The organism is Treponema phagedenis (assembly GCF_008153345.1).
GTDB classification, from domain to species: domain Bacteria; phylum Spirochaetota; class Spirochaetia; order Treponematales; family Treponemataceae; genus Treponema; species Treponema phagedenis.
Window position 1 is genome coordinate 1994443 of the sequence record NZ_CP042818.1, and the last position, 18969, is coordinate 2013411.

At 41.4% G+C, this 18969-nt stretch carries 15 protein-coding genes and 2 tRNA genes; 2 read left to right on the plus strand and 15 right to left on the minus strand.

Going from position 1 to position 18969, the window contains the following annotated elements; all coding sequences use genetic code 11:
- The first annotated feature begins 151 nt into the window (after window positions 1-151).
- Window positions 152-811, plus strand: a complete 660-nt coding sequence (locus FUT79_RS08800; protein WP_002698356.1) for a vWA domain-containing protein — start codon at window positions 152-154, stop codon at window positions 809-811.
- A 292-nt stretch (window positions 812-1103) separates the two neighbouring features.
- The gene (locus tag FUT79_RS08805; RefSeq protein ID WP_148889530.1) at window positions 1104-2336 is read left to right on the plus strand and encodes an FprA family A-type flavoprotein; all 1233 of its coding nucleotides are present in this window, start codon (window positions 1104-1106) and stop codon (window positions 2334-2336) included.
- 500 nt (window positions 2337-2836) lie between these two features.
- Here the strand turns inward: FUT79_RS08805 and lysS are convergent, their stop codons facing one another.
- From lysS to FUT79_RS08890, 15 genes are all read right to left on the minus strand, one after another.
- Entirely contained in the window at window positions 2837-4423 is a 1587-nt protein-coding gene (gene lysS, locus FUT79_RS08815; RefSeq protein ID WP_024751901.1) for a lysine--tRNA ligase, read from the minus strand.
- A gap of 614 nt (window positions 4424-5037) precedes the next feature.
- On the minus strand, window positions 5038-5529 hold the full coding sequence (locus FUT79_RS08825) for a universal stress protein (RefSeq protein WP_024751902.1): 492 nt from the start codon (window positions 5527-5529) through the stop codon (window positions 5038-5040).
- A gap of 89 nt (window positions 5530-5618) precedes the next feature.
- Entirely contained in the window at window positions 5619-6260 is a 642-nt protein-coding gene (locus FUT79_RS08830) for a V-type ATP synthase subunit D (RefSeq protein ID WP_002698371.1), read from the minus strand.
- A 104-nt stretch (window positions 6261-6364) separates the two neighbouring features.
- Window positions 6365-10657: a DNA-directed RNA polymerase subunit beta' gene (gene rpoC, locus FUT79_RS08835; protein ID WP_024751904.1), complete on the minus strand. Its 4293-nt coding sequence runs from the start codon at window positions 10655-10657 to the stop codon at window positions 6365-6367.
- Between the two features lie 13 nt (window positions 10658-10670).
- Entirely contained in the window at window positions 10671-14195 is a 3525-nt protein-coding gene (rpoB, locus tag FUT79_RS08840) for a DNA-directed RNA polymerase subunit beta (protein WP_002698374.1), read from the minus strand.
- A gap of 512 nt (window positions 14196-14707) precedes the next feature.
- Window positions 14708-15097, minus strand: coding sequence for a 50S ribosomal protein L7/L12 (rplL, locus tag FUT79_RS08845; RefSeq protein WP_024751905.1), 390 nt, complete (start codon window positions 15095-15097; stop codon window positions 14708-14710).
- A 136-nt stretch (window positions 15098-15233) separates the two neighbouring features.
- On the minus strand, window positions 15234-15863 hold the full coding sequence (gene rplJ / locus FUT79_RS08850) for a 50S ribosomal protein L10 (RefSeq protein WP_002698382.1): 630 nt from the start codon (window positions 15861-15863) through the stop codon (window positions 15234-15236).
- A gap of 1 nt (window position 15864) precedes the next feature.
- Window positions 15865-16545 (minus strand): 50S ribosomal protein L1, encoded by a 681-nt coding sequence (rplA, locus tag FUT79_RS08855; protein ID WP_024751906.1) that lies wholly within the window; start codon window positions 16543-16545, stop codon window positions 15865-15867.
- A 1-nt stretch (window position 16546) separates the two neighbouring features.
- Window positions 16547-16978, minus strand: coding sequence for a 50S ribosomal protein L11 (gene rplK, locus FUT79_RS08860; protein WP_002698386.1), 432 nt, complete (start codon window positions 16976-16978; stop codon window positions 16547-16549).
- Window positions 16979-17060: 82 nt separating this feature from the next.
- Window positions 17061-17618, minus strand: a complete 558-nt coding sequence (gene nusG, locus FUT79_RS08865; protein WP_002698388.1) for a transcription termination/antitermination protein NusG — start codon at window positions 17616-17618, stop codon at window positions 17061-17063.
- A 9-nt stretch (window positions 17619-17627) separates the two neighbouring features.
- A complete protein-coding gene (gene secE / locus FUT79_RS08870) occupies window positions 17628-17807 on the minus strand; it encodes a preprotein translocase subunit SecE (RefSeq protein WP_024751907.1) in 180 nt (59 codons plus the stop codon).
- Between the two features lie 23 nt (window positions 17808-17830).
- A tRNA-Trp gene (locus FUT79_RS08875) sits at window positions 17831-17903 on the minus strand.
- 42 nt (window positions 17904-17945) lie between these two features.
- Complete coding sequence (rpmG, locus tag FUT79_RS08880; RefSeq protein WP_002698390.1) at window positions 17946-18116, minus strand: 50S ribosomal protein L33; 171 nt, start codon at window positions 18114-18116, stop codon at window positions 17946-17948.
- A gap of 168 nt (window positions 18117-18284) precedes the next feature.
- A tRNA-Thr gene (locus tag FUT79_RS08885) sits at window positions 18285-18357 on the minus strand.
- A gap of 170 nt (window positions 18358-18527) precedes the next feature.
- Window positions 18528-18968, minus strand: coding sequence for a flavodoxin (locus tag FUT79_RS08890; protein WP_024751908.1), 441 nt, complete (start codon window positions 18966-18968; stop codon window positions 18528-18530).
- Window position 18969: the final 1 nt, after the last annotated feature.

Consider the following 18969-nt stretch of genomic DNA (forward strand, 5'->3'; position numbering starts at 1 on the left):
CTCCTTATAGTGGTAATTTATTTAATTATCCAACATCATATCACAATTATAAACAAGTTTCATATAATGTAAAGAGTTTTTTCACTTTTTTACTGCTTTTTTTTACGGAATGCTGTATAATAAAACTTAAATTTGAAGAAAAGGAATAAAAATGAATATTCGAAAATTTTATTTTACCATAATTATGCTGCTAACAATTCTTACAAACTCTTTTGCCGTTGAAAGAAAGATGCCGGTTGATATTTATCTTATGATTGATAAGTCACTTTCAATGCAAGAAAAAGGTAAATTCGATAGCTTATATCATTGGGTGCGAGACGAACTTATCGGACAAATGATGGTTCCGGGAGATTGGATTACCGTGTATCAATTTTATGAAAAACCGGAAGAGCTTCTAACATTAACAATGCAAACAGAAAATGACAGAGATAAAATTATTCGCGCGGTAGACACTATTTCTCCAAACGGAAAATACACCGACATCGGTCTTGCATTAGATAAAATAGCAGAGATACAACAAGGAAGAGCAGGCAACGGAAGATATAAAGTTTTGTTACTTGTAACTGATCTTGAACAAGATGCTCCGTGGACATCAAAATACAGCGGCAAAGAAGAATCTTTTCAAAGTCCCTATCTTGCGGAAGCTCGAATTATTAAACATGATAACTGGTTTGAAATAACGCTTGATATGGCTATTCAAGATAAGGTTGTGCATATCACCAAAGAGTTGTATTCCGATGTACTTGAAAATAAAAACAGTCCACGAACAGACTCCGATCAAAATAAAGCCTTGATACGTGATGAGCATTAAGCGGATTTAAGTATTGATGTATACACAAAGAAAATATTTTTTTAATAGCACTTTAAAAATTACTGTTTTGTTGTGAGTATACATACTAAAAAAATTCACTCATGCATAAACTATAATGATCGCTGTGGTATTAGAATTTTCTCAAGCGATACGTACAAAAAAACGCTCGGTTATAATTTTCTCTCATTATACTGTAAGATTTATCTTGAGTAAAAATCGCATATAATCCTCTAGCAAGCTCTTTTTATTTTTGTTATACTTTCTTTATTCAATTGTACAAGGAGTTTTATTTATGAATGATAATAAACTTACGGATTCCGTGTATTGTATTCATGCAGACATCCATGACAGAACCGCAAGGTTTGAAGGCTTATGGATGCTGCCGCAAGGAGTGAGTATTAACTCATATATTATCCTCGGTGAAAAAGTTGCTTTAATTGATATTGTAAGAGATTGGGATAATTCTTTGGAAAGTTACAAAAAACAATTGGCGAGCTTAAATCTCTCTTTTGAAAAAATTGATTATGTTATTCTAAATCATCTTGAGCCCGACCATGCGGACTTATTGGCAACGGTACATGCAGCCAATCCAAATGTGGAAATCATTGCTTCCGCAAAGGGCATTGCAATGGTTGAGAAGTTTTTTAAGATTTCAGGGAATTTGCGTATTGTAAAAAATGAAGACACTCTTGATTTAGGAAAAGGAAAGATTCTTCAATTTTTCGAAACTCCGAATATTCATTGGCCTGAAACAATGATGACATATGATGTTAATGAAAAAATTCTTTTTTCTTGCGACGGTTTTGGATCTTATGGTTGTATCGGGCAAAAAATTTTTGATGACTTGCATAGCGAAAAAGAATTAGATTTTTTTGAAAATGAAGCACTTCGCTATTATTCCAACATTGTTGCTTCTTTCAGTAACTTTGTGCTGCGGGGAATTGCAAAACTCCAAAGTCTTGATATACGCATGATTGCACCAAGTCACGGTATTGTGTGGCGAAAAAATACGCAGCGTATTATTGAATTATATAAAAAATTTGCAGGGTACAATACCGGTGGACCTTGTGAAAAAGAAATTTGCATTATCTGGGGCTCAATGTACGGATACACTAAACAGGGAATTGATGCAGTTATAAAAGGAATTGAAGAAGAAGGCGTTCCTTATCATATGTATCAAATTCCCGATACCGATGTTTCATATATTTTACATGCGGCTTACAGTGCATCAGGTCTGGTGATTGCCATGCCTACGTATGAATATAAAATGTTTCCTCCGATGGCATATGTCTTGGATCTTTTTAACCGTAAACATTTTTACCAAAAAAAAGTGCTGCGTATAGGATCCTGGGGCTGGTCAGGCGGAGCTCAAAAAGAGTATGAGCAGTTAACCGCAAATTTGAAATGGACAAATATTGAACCATATGAATGGCAAGGAACACTGGTAAGCTCAGATCTCAGTATTTTAACCGATAAGGGGCGAGAGCTTACTCGGTTGGTTAAAAACAACGGCGAGAAAGAATAGGTATACACCGCATCTATAAGAGCGATATGAAAACTATTATAGCGGTTTATAATTAAGTTTGATATACTAATCGGAGCATTGGTAATAATAGCTTGCAGATTTAAGCATTCCTATGGCAAATTGCCCACCGTTGTCAAACTCAGAACGGGCACAGATGTCCGTGATTCCAAGCAGAATTGAGTTTGAAAACTACCACAGCGTACTCGAAGTTTTCAAACTCATAAGCATAATTTTGCCAAGGACGGCAAAATCAGAACAAATTCAAACGATGTTTAAAAGCATCAACAGTAAATTATAAAATTGAAGCTTTTAAACTCGTAGGCGAACCAAAGGTAGAAATTCCAAGGGTTCGCCCTTGCGTTGTGTCGCACTCTTTTTATATAAAATAAATTTGATTAAGATAAAGGCTCTTTGCAACGTTTTAAAACTTGCAAGGTATAATTTTGCTGCGGATGGCAAAATTATACCGCTCTGCCGCCGATGAAAGATCGACGGCGTTTTTAGTACACCGACAGTATTGCGCGCAATCGTTCCGCACCGATTATTTTCATAAAGCCGGCAAGGCGCGGCCCCTGGCTTTTTGCGATGAGTGCGGTGTAAATGCCGACAAAAAGGTCTTTCGGCTCAAGCTCAAAATGCCGCGCAACATCATAGAGGGCAGTTGAAAATTCTTTTTCGTCCATCGAATCCATTTTAGGAAGAAGCTCCGAAACAATTTTTTGGATAGCCTGTGTGATCGTTTGCGAAAGTTCCGCTTTTGAGCCGTCGGTGCGCAAGGCAAACTTAAAGTCTTCAGGAGCGCCGGAGTCTCGAATCCAGTTCCATGCGCACGTGCAGCGGCGGCGGAACCGTTCAACTTGTTCAGGCTTCATATCGGGGAAAAGGCTGATAACCGCTTCAATATCGCCTGAGTTTATTTGCAAAAGATTACAAAGATGGCGGAACGGCACCTGATAGGCAATGCAGAAAGGCATTCCCGCAACTTGAGAAAGCTCATAAATTCTTTTTTCTTTTTCATACTCGGTTTCGTTCTTTGCTTTTTGAACACCCCAGGCAATGCGTTCGGTTTTATCGTAATCTTCATAGGTTTTGATTACGTCAAGGTCAAAACTGATTGCAAATTCGGTGTTCGGTCTGGTAGAAGCAAAAAGGTAGCGCACCACCTCCGGCTGATACACTTCAAGCACATCGGGCAGGCTGATAACTTTTCCTTTTGATGAAGACATTTTGCCGGGCAAGCCTTTTAAGCCGATAAAATCATAGCGGAATGAGATAGGCGCTTCTTTATTGTATATTGCGGAAGAAACAAGCCGCGCCGTGTCAAAAGAGCCGCCTTGCGAGTGGTGGTCTTTTCCGGCAGGTTCAAAAACAACGTTTTCGTACGCCCAGCGCATCGGCCAGTCAACACGCCAGCCGAGTTTTGCCACCGATGCGGTACGTAAATCTAGGTTTTCGGCATTTCCGCACTCACAGGTATAGTGCAGCGACCATTCACCCGACCATGAATCTACGGTTGTGGTATCTTTATTGCAAGCAGTACAAAATACGGAGACCGGCCAATATTCACCGGTAATTTTATGATCTTCATCTCGATAGGTGTTTAAGAGTTCTTTTATTTTTTCCCGATTATCCATTGCGGTTTTCATGCCTTCCGCATACATTCCCGCCCGATACCGCTCCGCTTGGTATAAATACTCGGGGAAAATTCCCACTTCTGGCAAAACAGACTCCACATCATGCTCGTGATGTTTGGCGTAACTTTCGTCCCTGCCGAAGGTGTCGGGCACCATGGTAATGGGAAAGCGAAGATACTGCGCTAACACCTCAGGATTCGGCATGTTTTCCGGCACTTTTCTGAACACATCATAATCGTCCCATGAATAAATAAAGCGCACATTCTTACCTCGATCCCGCAGCGCGCGCACCACTAAATCAACCGAAATAATTTCGCGGAAATTACCGATATGCACGGTTCCCGAAGGCGTTATGCCCGAAGCGCAAGTATATTGCTCAAGATCCCCGCATTCACGAATAATCTTTTCCGCCGTTTGATCTGCCCAATGCAGTAATTTTTTTTCATTTGCCATGATATGTTATTCCTTATTTTGCCGAGCCTGCCGGCACTTTTGAAAGATAATATGTATTGTAATATACGTTCTATTATAAAGTATTAGCCGTTTTTTTTCAAGGTGGTAATTCGGGAACCATGGCAAGAGTAAGATTTTCTCATAAAAAAAGTATAAAAAAGAGAGTCGGTTTGGAACCACTGCCATCCGTGGCAGTTCTGAGTTTTTGACGTCCATACCCGTTCTGAATGTAGTTTTGGCATTCTTGTTTACAGTAGCTGCGAGTTTGAAAACTTCCTGTTATAAAAAGAGTTTGACACGGCGCAACGGTGTGTAAACTTACCATAGTGATGCTGAAGATGCAAGCCACTTGCTAATGCTCCGGTTACTAACAACAATTTAATTACAGAACGTTGTGCTAGGTTAACACGAGGATTGGCGTAATGAAAAGAGACAAGAAAGGCTACTGAAAATCATTATGCCCATTCAACACCGCTTCCCCTGTATATTTTTATTCAACAGGAAAATAAAAACATTGTAAAAACCGTTACGAGCAGCACTTGAGATTTAGCCTGCCAGCACGCCCACTCAATACAACCAACAGGCCGCTCTATAAGTTGTCAGTCTTTTTCTATTTAATCCAATAGCTTATATAGCTGGCCTACATCTTCATTTTTTACCAGTAATACCGAACAATGCGCATGCAGGATAATGCTGTTTACGGTTATCGACACAATATCGCGGGAAGCTTTGTGATGCGATTCGGTATCACCGATAAGAATGAGGTCTGCTTCTTTTTCTTTTGCGGCGGTCAGCGTTTCTGTCCATACCGCACCGCGGCGCAGCTCTGTTTCAATTTTTACGTCTTTTTCCGTGCCGATTGTTTCTACGTATGAAAGGAACCGTTTGCCGGTTGCTTCCAAACTTTGCTCGTATTCTTTACTTTCTTCTTCAATAAAAATTTTATTGAGAGTAAGCTGGTTAATGGTTGCAGTATCTACAACATAAACTGCGTGGACATGACAATTATACTGTTTTGCCATAATTATTGCATATTTCACCGCATTTATCGATGATTCACTTCCGGTTACCAAGACTATGATATCCTTAAACAAAGGCTGTATCATCTATCTTCTCCCATAAAAATTTTTGCGCGTTTTATAAGACAAAATGTCTAAACCAAGTCTTATATATCAAATAAACAAGGCAAGCTGTTTCAGTTTGCTTGTTCATCGAATCTCCTTTCTTTTTTTGCCTTTAAGGCTTTAAGAACAAATACATTTTCACGTTCTCGCTCTTCAAGAATACTTTCAATATACACTTTTGTTTCTTGCGTTTTGGGAATTATTTGTTTATCAAGTGCATTGACCCGCCGCTGAGTCTTTTTAACTTCTCGGGCAAGCCGCCAGACGATTGTTCTAATTGAAGCCATCTCCGTAAGCAATCTTAATAATTCAAAAAAATCCACCATCACCTTATCACAATCGGCAAAAGTATTTAAGTAGGAATAATTCAATTTTCTTTTCGGCAATTCTACATCAAGTGTTGAAAAATGCATTCCGGCAATAAACACCGTTTTTTCGCTTAAATCAAATTGATATTTTGCCGTTTGTGCAATTCTTTCCGTTTGATTTCTTCCTACCGCAATAAACATTCTGCGCAACGAAGGATAGGCTATTTCTATTTGTTTTTCAATATCCTGTTCAAGAAGCTTTACTTTTTCTACCATTTTCATCAACTCCATAACCAGAATTTCACGTTTTTGCTCAAGCAAGTCATACCCGTTTTGAGCTACCGCAAGCTGATCATTAAGAGCCAATAAATTTGATTTTGTCGGCGCAATCTGTAATCTTGCCATTATTGTTTACCTCCTTTCGCAGTCAAAAACTGCCCGGTGGTGCTTTCCATAGAAGCGATAGGGAACCTTTTATGGATATAAAAGGTTCCCGGTTTTATATTCGCTTACTCGTTGTTTTTTTCATCATCAAAGTCGGAATCAGCGTCTGCTTCGTTATCCGAATCAAAATCAATATTCGACGCAGACATTTGTGCAAGTGCTTCTTCTTCAAGCTTTCTTCGCTTGATAATTTCTTCCATTTGGAGATCCAAGTCGCTTTTGTTTTTATCGAAAAGCTTAATGCTCCTATATTGCTTCATCCCTGTCCCTGCCGGAATCGGATGTCCGATAATAACATTCTCTTTTAATCCGCGCAGATTGTCAACCGCCCCCGCAATTGCCGCATTGGTAAGAACCTTATTTGTTTCCTGGAATGAGGCGGCGGAAATAAAGGAATCAATATTGAGTGCTGCTTTTGTAATACCTTGGAACATAGGGCGAGCAACCGCAGATTGACCGCCTTCCGCTTGTACACGTTTGTTTTCTTCATGGAATCGGTATTTATCAACTTGCTGCTCATAAATAAACCGAGTATCGCCTACGGAGACAACTTCGATTTTGCGCAACATTTGCCGCACGATAATACCGATATGTTTGTCGTTAATCGATACTCCCTGAACGCGGTATACGTCTCTGATTTCGTTCATCAAATAGTTTTGCAGCGCATTCTCGCCTAAAATTGCCAAAATGTCGTGCGGGTCAAGATTCCCGTCGCAGAGTCGCTCTCCGGCTTCAACCGTATCGCCGTCCCGTACCAAAAGACGTTTTCCCATCGGTACAAAATGCTTGTAGTCCTTTCCGTAGTAATCGCGCACGATTATTATGCGCTTACCTTTCAGTAAGCCCTTAAAAGCAACAGTACCGCTTACCTGTGCCAAAACGGCAGGGTTTTTCGGTCTTCTTGCTTCAAACAATTCGGAAACCCGTGGCAAACCACCGGTTATGTCCAAGGTTTTTACCGCGGCCTTTGCAATCCTTGCAATAACCGAACCCGCTTTAATTTGCTTACCTTCTTCAACCATGAGCTGCGCACCACCGGGTAAATAGTAAAACCCGAGCGCGTTTCCGGATTCATCTGAAATAAATACTCGAGGCTGCAACTGGGTATCCGTTTTGAGCTCAGTAATATGGCGTTCAATAACACCGGTTTCTTCGTTTATATCTTCAGATACGGTTGAGCCCGGAATAATATCCTCATAGCGGACAAAGCCGTCCTGTTCTGCCAAAATAGGATCGTTAAACGGATCAAATATCGCAATTGTTGCTCCGGCAGGAATATAGCCACCGATTTTTATTGATACTTCCGATCCGTTTCGTATTTCGGCTTTTTGCTCGGTTCCTACTAAATAAATTGTTGAATCTATTATTCGCGCAAAACCGTTTATTTCCGCTAAAACAGTTTCTTGATTCGAGGATTTGTACACCGAATCACCTTTTAAAACTCGTGCGTTATCTTTTACAAGAGCTTCCGCTCCCTCATCAAGTTCATATTCCGCTAAAACTTTTTCAAAAATAAGGTACCCGCGTCGTGTAAAGAGCATAGAGCCGTTTTCCAATTTAACATTTGTTCCCTGAATATCTTTTGCAATAATCGGGTATTTAAAGCTAATTCTGTTTTCTTCCGTTGTACTGCTTGCGGTACCTCCAACCTGGAACGTACGCATCGTCAGCTGCGTTCCCGGCTGTCCGATAGACTGTGCGGCAATAATTCCGACCGCCTCACCTATTTCAACGATTTTATTCCGTGCCAAGTTTCTGCCGTAACATTTTACGCACACTCCATGTTTGGATTCGCAGGTTAAAACTGTACGTAACTTTAGAGATTCAACTCCCGCTTCTTCAATTTTTTCAGCAATTTCATCGGTTATGTATTCGTTGACGTCAATAAGCAGTTCATGCGTAATCGGGTGCACTACCCGCTCAAGCGTGTATTTTCCGACAATCCGCTCCGCAAGAGATTCGATAATCTCATCACCGGATTTAACAGCTCGATAATCAATTCCGTTAATGGTACCGCAATCTTCTTCATTTACTACCACATCTTGAGCAATATCAACCAAGCGTCTAGTAAGGTAACCTGCTTCTGAGGTTTTTAGAGCCGTATCAGCCAAACCTTTTCGCGCTCCGTTAGTAGAGATAAAGAATTCGATAACATTCAAACCTTCTTTAAAGTTTGATCGGATGGGCAACTCAATGATATCACCGTTTGATTTTGCCATAAGTCCGCGCATCCCCGCAAGCTGGCGAACCTGGTTCTTACTTCCTCGCGCGCCCGATGCAACCATCATATTAATGGTGTTAAAACCGTCTTTATCATTAGAAAGGGTTTCCATCATGAGGTCGGTCAGTTTTTCGTTTGTTTTTGACCAAACCTCAACAACACGGTTATACCGCTCTTCCTGAGTAATATGACCGCCTCGATATTGGTTATAAATAGAAAGAACTTCTTTGTTTGCCTTTTCAAGCATTTCGGTTTTTTGATCGGGGATAATAATATCATCCATACTCAATGTTGCACCGAAGAATGTTGCGTATTTATAACCGACGGATTTTAATTTATCAAGCATTTGCACTGCAAGCCATGAGCCCTGTTTTGCAAACACTGTTTCAATAAGGCTTCTAATTCTTTTATCATCAAGGAGATCATTTACAAAAGGGATCTCCTCAGGCATTTCTTCATTAAAAACAAGACGACCGGGAGTGGTGGTAACAAGTTCATTATTGCATTTTTTGTATCTAACTTGAATTTGTTGTTGCCAGCCAATTACACCGTTTTCCGCAGCCATCATAACCTCATCAACCGATGAAAATCTTCGCGGCAGCTCGCCTTCTTTTAAATTATGTGCTTTGGTCAGATAAAACAAACCTAAAACCATGTCCTGCGACGGATAAACAATTGTTTTTCCGTTCGCGGGGTCAAGCAGGTTTCTGCTGGAAAGCATGAGCGTCCAGCATTCCATTTGCGCTGCCTGCGTAAGTGGCACGTGAATAGCCATCTGGTCCCCGTCAAAGTCGGCATTAAACGGCTTACATACAAGCGGATGCAGCTTAATCGCTTTTCCTTCTACTAACACGGGTTCAAACGCTTGAATTCCGAGCCGGTGCAAGGTAGGAGCGCGGTTAAGCATAACCGGATGCTCGCTGACAACCTCATCCAGTACGTTAAATACCTTCGGAGATTCTTGCTCAACCAGAATTTTTGCCTTTTTAATATTGGAAACAATCTCTTTTTCCACTAATTTTTTCATAATAAAGGGCTTAAACAATTCAAGCGCCATTTTGGTGGGAAGTCCGCATTGCCAAAGTTTTAATTCTGGACCGACAACAATAACCGAGCGACCGGAATAGTCAACACGTTTTCCGAGCAGGTTTTGGCGGAAACGTCCCTGCTTTCCTTTCAGCATATCCGAAATGGATTTCAGCGGACGGTTGGAGGCGCCCTTTATCGCAGGTTTTCGCTTTGAGTTATCAAAAAGCGCGTCAACCGCTTCTTGCAACATACGCTTTTCATTGCGGATAATGATATCGGGCGCTTTGAGATCCATTAATCTGGTTAAGCGGCTGTTCCGATGTATTACGCGACGATAAAGATCGTTTAAGTCTGAGGTTGCAAAGCGCCCGCCGTCAAGCTGTACCATCGGGCGCAAATCGGGCGGAATAACCGGAATAACATTTAAGATCATCCACTCGGGCTTGTTGCCAGAAACTCTGAAATTTTCAACAAGCTCAATTCTTCGTAAAAGACGCTTATCGCTTTTTGCGCCCTTTTCGATCATTTTTACCCGAAGTTCCGCCGCAAGCTCATCAAGGTTAAGGTTTTGCAGCAAAGTTTTAATAGCTTCTGCTCCCATTCCGGCAGTAAAGCCTCCGCCGTATCGTTCCTGGGCGCCGCTATATTCGTCTTCGGTGAGCAGCTGGTTCTTTTTAAGGTCGGTATCGCCCGGCTCAATTACAATGTATTTTTCATAATAGAGTACGGAACGGAGTGCAGCCACTTGCAAATCAAGCAAAAGTCCCATTCTGCTCGGCACCGAGCGGTAATACCAAATATGAGAAACAGGAGCAGCCAATTCAATATGCCCCATCCGCTCGCGGCGCACCTTAAAGTGAGTAACTTCAACACCGCAGCGATCGCAGATTACTCCCTTATATCGGATTGATTTAAATTTTCCGCAAAAACATTCCCATTCTTTTGTTGTACCGAAAATGCGTTCACAAAAAAGCCCGTCTCGTTCGGGCCGTAGTGTACGATAATTGATAGTTTCCGGTTTTTTTACTTCTCCGTAAGACCATGCTCGAATGGTTTCAGGAGAAGCAAGTTTCATTTTTAAACTGTCAAAGTCTTGTATATCCCTCATTCTCACGCACTCCTTAAAATTTTGATCCGATTTTGTTAATTATCTCTTCATCTCGTTCTGTTAAGGGGATCTGTTTTCCTTTTGCATCATAGATAGTAAAGTCAAGAGCGAGGCCGCGCAGTTCTTGTACCAAAACATTGAACGCTTCGGGGATTCCTGCCGGAGATGATGCTTCGCCTTTTACAATTGCTTCGTATATTTTTGACCGCCCGTGCATATCATCCGATTTTATCGTGAGGAGTTCCTGAAGCGTGTTTGCCGCTCCGTATGCCTCAAGCGCCCATACTTCCATTTCACCGAGACGCTGACCGCCGAACTGAGCCTTTCCGCCGAGCGGCTGCTGCGTTACAAGAGAATACGGTCCGGTTGAACGGGCGTGCATTTTGTCATCAACAAGGTGTGCAAGTTTCATAAAGTAAATAACGCCCACAAATACCGGGTTTTGGAAGTAATTCCCGGTTCGCCCGTCCCTCAGCATCACCTTAGAGTTTGCGGGGAATCCCGCCTCTTTCAGTTTTTCTTCAATTTGCTCATTAGTCGGCGACTGGAATACCGGCGATTCATACCATTCATCAAGGCGCAAGCCCGCAAGTCCAAGCTCCGATTCCAAGATTTGTCCGATATTCATACGGGAAGGAACACCGAGCGGATTCAAACAAATATCAAGCGGGGTGCCGTCATCAAGATAGGGCATATCTTCTTCGGGAAGGATTCGGGCAACAATACCCTTGTTTCCGTGCCGTCCTGCCATCTTATCCCCTTCTCGCAATTTTCGTTTTGTTGCAATAAGGACTTTCACTACTTCCGAAACGCCGGGACTTAAATCATCCCCTTCGGATCGCTTTAATCGCTGTACGTCAATAACCGTGCCTTCAACACCGTGCGGCACTCGCAGCGAAGAATCGCGTACGTCTTTTGCTTTTTCACCGAAGATTGAGTTAAGCAACTTGAATTCGGGTGTGGTTTCGGACTCGCTTTTCGGAGTTATTTTTCCGATTAAGATATCACCTGAGCGAACCTTTGCACCAATGCGGATAATACCTTCAGAATCAAGATTATCCAAACTCTTTTCGGACCTATTTGGTATATCGCTGGTCATACGTTCCGCACCGAGTTTTGTTTCGCGCACTTCGGTAGAAAATTCTTTAATATGAACCGAGGTGAACATATCTTCTTTTATAACACGGCGGGAAATAAGAATAGCGTCTTCATAGTTATAACCGTTCCACGGCACAAAGCCTACAAGAATATTTCTGCCAAGTGCTAATTCTCCGTGATACGTTGCCGGCCCGTCAGCCAAAGCATCGCCGACTTCAACCGTATCGCCGACCGAAACAATCGGTCTTTGGTGGTAGCAGGTATCCTGATTGGTACGCTGATATTTCAGCAAGCGGTATTCCATGTTCTCGTCATCAGATTTTGCCCCCTTCGGTTTTACAATAATTTTATCCGAAGAGGTATACACAACGGTTCCTGCTTCTTTTGCTTTGATGAGTACCCCGGAATCATACGCACACTTTCCTTCCATTCCGGTACCTACTCGAGGAGGCTCGGGGAAAACTAAGGGAACTCCCTGCCGCTGCATGTTTGAGCCCATCAATGCACGGTTTGCGTCATCGTGTTCCAAAAAGGGAATAAGCGAAGCGGAAACGGAGATTATTTGCTTAGGAGAAACGTCCATGTACTGTATATCTTTCGGGCTTCTCGTGGTGTAATCTCCCTGATGCCGGCAAGAAATTTGATCAATGGAAATAGTACCGTCCGCATTTACCGCGATTGAGTCCTGTCCAATGTAATACCGATCCTCATCCATTGCATCAAGATATTCAACCTCACGCGTAACAACTCCGTCTTTAACCTTTACATAGGGGGCTTCCAAAAATCCGTATTCATTTACCCGCGTATAGTTTGCCATCGAAACAATGAGCCCGATATTTGGGCCTTCGGGAGTTTCAATCGGGCACATTCTTCCGTAATGCGTATAATGAACGTCTCGCACTTCAAATCCTGCACGATCCCGTGATAAACCACCCGGTCCCAAAGCGTTCAAACGTCTTTTATGAGTAAGTTCCGCAAGCGGGTTTACCTGATCCATAAACTGAGAGAGTTGACTGCCGCCGAAAAAATCCTTTAATGCGATGACAATAGGCTTAATGGAAATTAAATCCTGCGGCTTTATTGTTTCAAGCTCTTTTGCACTCATCCTTTCTTTTGCAATTCGTTCCATGCGTAAAAAAGCGGACTTCAAGATATTAGTTAAAAGTTCTCCGACAGAGCGAATACGGCGATTCCCCAAATGGTCAATATCGTCAACAGACTCATCTCCGTCATACACTTGGATAAGATACTTCATCGTGTTAATAATATCTTCCACCACAAGGGTACACTCTTTTAGCGGAGGCTGATAGTCAAATTTTTTATTAAGCTTATAGCGCCCTACCCGTCCGAGGTCATACCGGCGTGCGGAGAAAAACATTGTTTGTAAATCTTTTTCCGCAGCTTCAACGGTCATCGGATCTCCCGGCTTTAAGGCGGTATAGACAACGGAAAGGGCTGTTTCTTTGGAAATATCATCTCCTTCACTTGAGTCAAGGTATTTCATTTCTTCCCGCTCAAAACAGTTAATAATAACCGGAGAGTTTAACGAGCCTTCCGCCTCAAAGTTTATAACGGAAATTTCACCAACGTTGTTTTGCAGTAAATCATCAATAACGTGCGGATGCACTTTTTCACCCGCTTTATAGAGTTTTCGCTCTTCCCCTTCTTCATCCTTTACAATAACGGACTTTGCAAGTATTTTTCCTACCAGATGCTCATGCTCTGCGCGATCCGGCAAAACTTCTACATTTTCTGTTTTATAAAAAGCATCGATAATTTCTTCACGAGAAGAGTAACCAACCGCACGCAAAAAAATTGTCCCTAATATGCGCTTTTTCTTGTCAAGTTTTGCATAAATAAGATCTTTTTTTTGGTCAATTTCAAACTCAAGCCAGCTTCCTCGATAAGGAATAATTCTGCTTGAAAAAATTCCTTTTTCTTTTGAAAAGATAACACCGGGCGATCGATGTATTTGAGAAACAACTACACGTTCGGCACCGTTAATAATAAAGGTGCCGCGCTCGGTCATTTTAGGAATATCGCCAAGATAAATATCCTTTCGGCGAATCTCTCCCGTTTCGTTAAACCGAAGGTCAACCTGCACTTTTAAAGGAATTGCATAGGTTAATCCTTTTTGTTTACATTCAATTTCAGAGAATTTAATCTCTTTTTCATCAAGCGTATACGATTGATATTCAAGCGTCATATCGCCGGTTGGGCTTTCTATCGGAAAGGTTGTTCTAAACACATCCTCAAGTCCGGTTTCTTCCGAAGAGATAGTGTTGTCGTCGGGATTTTCGGCTTTATTTGCGGAATTTCCACAGTGTAAAAAGGTATCATATGATTTTAGTTGAATATCGATAAGATCCGGAAGCTCCATAAAATTTTGGATGTTTTTTCCGATGTACGTTCGTTTGATTTTACGATTTTTTGCAGGCATTCATTCCTCCCTCGAATTACTAGACAATATAAGATAAGAGCACGTAACTGCTCACAGGCTATAAGAATGAGTTGCATTTATTTTCTCTACAAGATTATGATGAAATTTCGATTTCTCAAAATCCGCAGTTCCTTTGCCCGCTACACAAAAACAGTGTCTGCTCGGCAAAAATAAAGAAAAATAATAGAAGGCCGGAGTAAACCTATCAACAAGATCGGTCTTCCGTCATTAAAAAGCGATAAGTGATTTCTAACTGTTTTTATGATGATTTTTGCAACGAAAACCGCCAAGATCAAACAGTGCACACCAAAAACCGCTTAAAACCATTTTGTTATTATAATAGCGTTTTGAATCAGAAAAACAAAGAACAGTCTTTTTTAACCGATTCACTATACAAAATTTTTATACTCTATACACACAAATCTGCATCGAAAAAACCTTTCGATGCAGATTTGAGAAATAAATAATTACAGCAATTGCTATTCTTGAATAAGAATAGCAATTTTTTACTATTAAGCAATTTCGATGACAGCTCCGGCAGCAGTCATAGCTTCCTTAATCTTTTCAGCTTCTTCTTTGGACACGTTTTCTTTCAACGGTTTCGGTGCGCCTTCAACAAGCTCTTTTGCTTCTTTCAAGCCGAGTCCTGCAACAACGTTGCGCACTTCTTTGATAACCGCAATTTTCTTTCCGGGATCGGCAAGTGCTTTAAGCGTTACCGTAAATTCGGTTTGCTCTTCAGCGGCTGCAGCACCGGCACCGGCACCACCTGCAACAACAGCTACCGGCGCAGCTGCAGTTACACCGAATTCTTCTTCCATCGCCTTGATGAGTTCCGAAAGCTCAAGGATTGTTTTTTCCTTAATTGCCTCAATAATTTGTTCATTTGTTAATGCCGCCATATTATCTTCTCCTTCCTAAAATATATTTAAGTGTTTTACACTCTATGTAAGCAGACAGGAAGACAGCTTTGTGAAGCCTGACTGCTTATAAAGAATCGATATACTCGATTCAGGTTTATTGTATTGTGAGGAAACCTTATTTTTCCTCAGAAGCCGCTTTTTCAGAGCTTTCAGCTGCAGAGGTATTCGGCTCAGTAGCTTCAGCAGGTTTTTCCTCAGAATTTTCTGCTGCGGAAGCAGCTTGCTCAACAGGCTTCTCACCAGAAGCATCTCCCTTATCCACAATTGCCTGCAATGTGCGCACAAATTTGGATGTTGTCGCATTGATTGTAGACATAAACATGGAAATAAGTTCTTTTTTTCCGGGCAGCTTTGAGTATGCTTCTATTTTTGCAGAATCATACACTTCACCGTCAACAATTGCGCCTTTAATTACAAGAGAAGGAGCTTCTTTTGCAAATTCAAATAGAACTTTTGCAGCAGTATTTGCTTCTTCCGTATCAACAAGCGCAACCGCGGTCGGCCCTATCAGGTATTCTTTTGCATCAATCTCAATTGAATCAAAAGCGATTCTTGCAAAATTATTGCGAACAACCTTATAGGTACAAGAACTTTCCCGGAGTTTTTTTCTTAATTCGGTAATTTGCTCAACCGTCAACCCTCGGTATTCGGTAAAAATATAGGAGGATGCAGATTGCAAATCTTTAGTAATATTTTCAATTGCAGCCGTTTTTGCTGGCTGTGGTTTATGTGCTCGCATTGCCATTTTACTCTCCTATCCGGTAGTCAACCCAGACGCCCGGCCCCATTGTAGAACTGATTGAAACAGACTGTACAAAATCAGCCTTTGCATCTGTTGGCTTTTTTCTGCTCATTTCAGCTAAGAAAGTCTCAATATTTTCAACAATCTTATCAGAATCCATTGAGGTTTTTCCAACTGCGAGGTGGATAACACCTGTTTTATCCGCGCGGAAATCAACACGGCCTTTTTTAAGTTCATTGATCGCGGTAACAAAATCAGGAGTAACAGTTCCGGTTTTAGGGTTAGGCATTAACCCTCTTCGTCCGAGAATCATACCCAAACGACCGACATCTTTCATCATATCGGGTGTTGCAACGGCAACATCAAAGTCAAGCCAACCGCCTTTTACCTTGTCAATGTACTCATCGGCACCGGCATATGCAGCACCGGCATCCAAAGCTTCCTGCACTCGATCATCTTTGCAAAAAACGAGTATTTTTTTCTCACCCTTAAACTGATTGGGTAAAACAACGGTATCGCGTACAGTTTGATTTTTCAATAATTTTAAACTTACATGCACTTCGACAGTTTCATCGAACTTTGCAAATTTAAGTTCTTTTACCAAAGCAACCGCTTTTTGCAAATCAAAGACCTCGTTTCTGTCGTATTTGGCAACTGCGTTTTTATAATTCTTACCTCGTTTCATACTAACGCTCCACCTCTACGCCCATACTGCGCGCTGTTCCGGCAACAATTTTTTTTGCCGCTTCAAGATCATTTGCGGTAACATCGGGCAACTTAGTCTTTGCGATTTCTTCAAGTTTAGCTTTGGAAAGTTTTGCCACCTTCTGAGTAACCGAACTTGCAGAACCTTTTTGGATATTACAAGCTTTCTTAATTAAAACCGACGCAGGTGGGGTTTTAAGGATAAAGGTAAAGCTTTTATCCGCATATACAGTGATAACCACGGGAATGATCATTCCGGGTTCCATAGATTTCGTGCGGTCATTAAATTGCTGCACAAACTGCGGCGCGCTTACACCGTGCGGTCCTAATGCAGGACCTACGGGCGGCGCCGGTGTGGCTTTTCCTGCAGGGCATTGAAGTTTAATCAATGCAGCCACTTTCTTTTTTGCCATAAATTTCTCCTTCCGGTACTAACGGAGCAACGCTCCTCCCGTAAAATAACCGAATCAAAATGATTCAAATAAATACTTTAATTTAAATAGCTTCGACCTGAAGCATTTCGAGTTCGACAGGAGTTGTTCTGCCGAAAATTGTAACCATAACGCGTAGTTTATTACGATCCGCCATAACCTCTTCAACCTCGCCGGAAAAAGTGGCAAAGGGCCCGTCAATAATTTTAACCTGCTGGCCAACCGTAAAAGTCCTAGCAAATCGTGCAGTTTTATCCCCTTTAATTTCTCCCGTTTTCTGAAGAATACTTTTAGCTTCCGCAGCGGAAACAGGCTGCGGTTTTGCATTTCCGCCCGTCCCGAGAAAACCGGTAACACCATGTATTCTTCGCACCGAATTGCAAACAGCCTTCCAGTCCATCTCCGGCAAATCCATCTCAACCAAAAGATACCCGGGCAAAAACTTTCTTTTAACAGTCTTTTTCTTGCCGTCTTTAATTTCAGTTAAAACTTCTTCCGGAATTTTTATATCAAATATTACATCTTGAGGAATTTCACCGTTTGAAATGAGCGTTCTGATTGTCCGTTCTATTTTATTTTCATACCCGGAGAAGGTATGCAAAATATACCATTCTTTAGCCATGCAAACCTCTTAAAAAATCCAGCTAAAGACAGCAACAAAAATTGAATCAAGAATTCCAAGAAAGGCGGCAATAATAATTGTAGATACTATCACAACTTTAACCGATGATAATACATCAGCTCGAGTCGGCCAAACAACCTTCCTAAGCTCCGCCACACATTCCTTGCTGAATTTAATGATTTTTGACATATCCACCTCTCTGTTTATTTTTCCAGGCCAGGAAGGACTCGAACCCTCAACATTCGGTTTTGGAGACCGACGCTCTACCATTGGAGCTACTGACCTATAAAGATAAAATAATTAACCCCAAGTATATTCGGCCGTCAATTATTTTATCTTTGCTTCTTTATGCAAAGTGTGCTTGTGATCAAAAGGACAATACTTATTTAACTCAAGCTTGCCTTGGATATTTTTCTTATTTTTTGCCGTGGTATAGTTTTTTCGTTTACATTCCGAACACTGCAATGCGATAAGCTCAACTGCTGTTTTTTTTGCCATAATAATTCTCCTAAAATAGCCTTCATGGGTTCATAGCTTTTATAATAAAAGCACCGATCCTGCGGAATACTTTGCCTTGAAAAGGCAAAGTGAAAACACTTGATAAACAACCAATGCTTTTCAGCACAAGCGTTTATCATTTTTACAATAAACCATAATTTTTATTTCAGCTTCCGAGCGGAATCGAACCGCTGACCCCAACCTTACCATGGTTGTGCTCTGCCGACTGAGCTACAGAAGCAAGAGCGCTTTATCAAAGCACAGCTTTATAGAAACAAGCTTTTTGACTATACATAAAAGATTAGAAACTGTCAATGCCAAACTAATAAAATTATTCAAAAATACCGAAAAAAATAAGTCCGGAACGAATTATTATCGAAACGGACTTATTTTTTATTTACAGTACTTCTTTTATTGCGCAAAGCGTTTGCCGAACTCTTTACAACTTTCCTGAGCTTCTTCGCTGGGGTTATCGTAAGCGATCTCTCCCTTACCTTCAAAAACACTTGCACCCGCTTTATCACAGCGCTCAATCCAGCTGTCCATCCATGCACCGCCGGCACCTTCGCCCGCCCATTCATAAGAGCCGAACAACGCTATTTTTTTACCAGCAAGCTTTCCCTCAATTGAGGCAAAAAAAGGCTCAAACTCATCCGGCTCAAGCTCTTCCGAACCCATTGCAGGGCACCCGAAAGCTATTTTATCATATGAGTCCAGCTTATCGGCACTAAAATCAGACACATTAAACAACTCGGCATCCGCACCGCCCGCTTTCAAACCGTCAAGAATACAATTTGCCATGACTTCCGTATTTCCGGTGCCACTCCAAAACACCACTGCTATTTTTGCCATA

Bases quoted from the DNA above. Each gene is read 5' to 3' on its own strand.
- FUT79_RS08800 (WP_002698356.1), top strand. From the start codon at position 152: ATGAATATTCGAAAATTTTATTTTACCATAATTATGCTGCTAACAATT.
- FUT79_RS08805 (WP_148889530.1), top strand. From the start codon at position 1,104: ATGAATGATAATAAACTTACGGATTCCGTGTATTGTATTCATGCAGAC.
- lysS (WP_024751901.1), bottom strand. From the start codon at position 4,423: ATGGCAAATGAAAAAAAATTACTGCATTGGGCAGATCAAACGGCGGAA.
- FUT79_RS08825 (WP_024751902.1), bottom strand. From the start codon at position 5,529: ATGATACAGCCTTTGTTTAAGGATATCATAGTCTTGGTAACCGGAAGT.
- FUT79_RS08830 (WP_002698371.1), bottom strand. From the start codon at position 6,260: ATGGCAAGATTACAGATTGCGCCGACAAAATCAAATTTATTGGCTCTT.
- rpoC (WP_024751904.1), bottom strand. From the start codon at position 10,657: ATGAGGGATATACAAGACTTTGACAGTTTAAAAATGAAACTTGCTTCT.
- rpoB (WP_002698374.1), bottom strand. From the start codon at position 14,195: ATGCCTGCAAAAAATCGTAAAATCAAACGAACGTACATCGGAAAAAAC.
- rplL (WP_024751905.1), bottom strand. From the start codon at position 15,097: ATGGCGGCATTAACAAATGAACAAATTATTGAGGCAATTAAGGAAAAA.
- rplJ (WP_002698382.1), bottom strand. From the start codon at position 15,863: ATGGCAATGCGAGCACATAAACCACAGCCAGCAAAAACGGCTGCAATT.
- rplA (WP_024751906.1), bottom strand. From the start codon at position 16,545: ATGAAACGAGGTAAGAATTATAAAAACGCAGTTGCCAAATACGACAGA.
- rplK (WP_002698386.1), bottom strand. From the start codon at position 16,978: ATGGCAAAAAAGAAAGTGGCTGCATTGATTAAACTTCAATGCCCTGCA.
- nusG (WP_002698388.1), bottom strand. From the start codon at position 17,618: ATGGCTAAAGAATGGTATATTTTGCATACCTTCTCCGGGTATGAAAAT.
- secE (WP_024751907.1), bottom strand. From the start codon at position 17,807: ATGTCAAAAATCATTAAATTCAGCAAGGAATGTGTGGCGGAGCTTAGG.
- rpmG (WP_002698390.1), bottom strand. From the start codon at position 18,116: ATGGCAAAAAAAACAGCAGTTGAGCTTATCGCATTGCAGTGTTCGGAA.
- FUT79_RS08890 (WP_024751908.1), bottom strand. From the start codon at position 18,968: ATGGCAAAAATAGCAGTGGTGTTTTGGAGTGGCACCGGAAATACGGAA.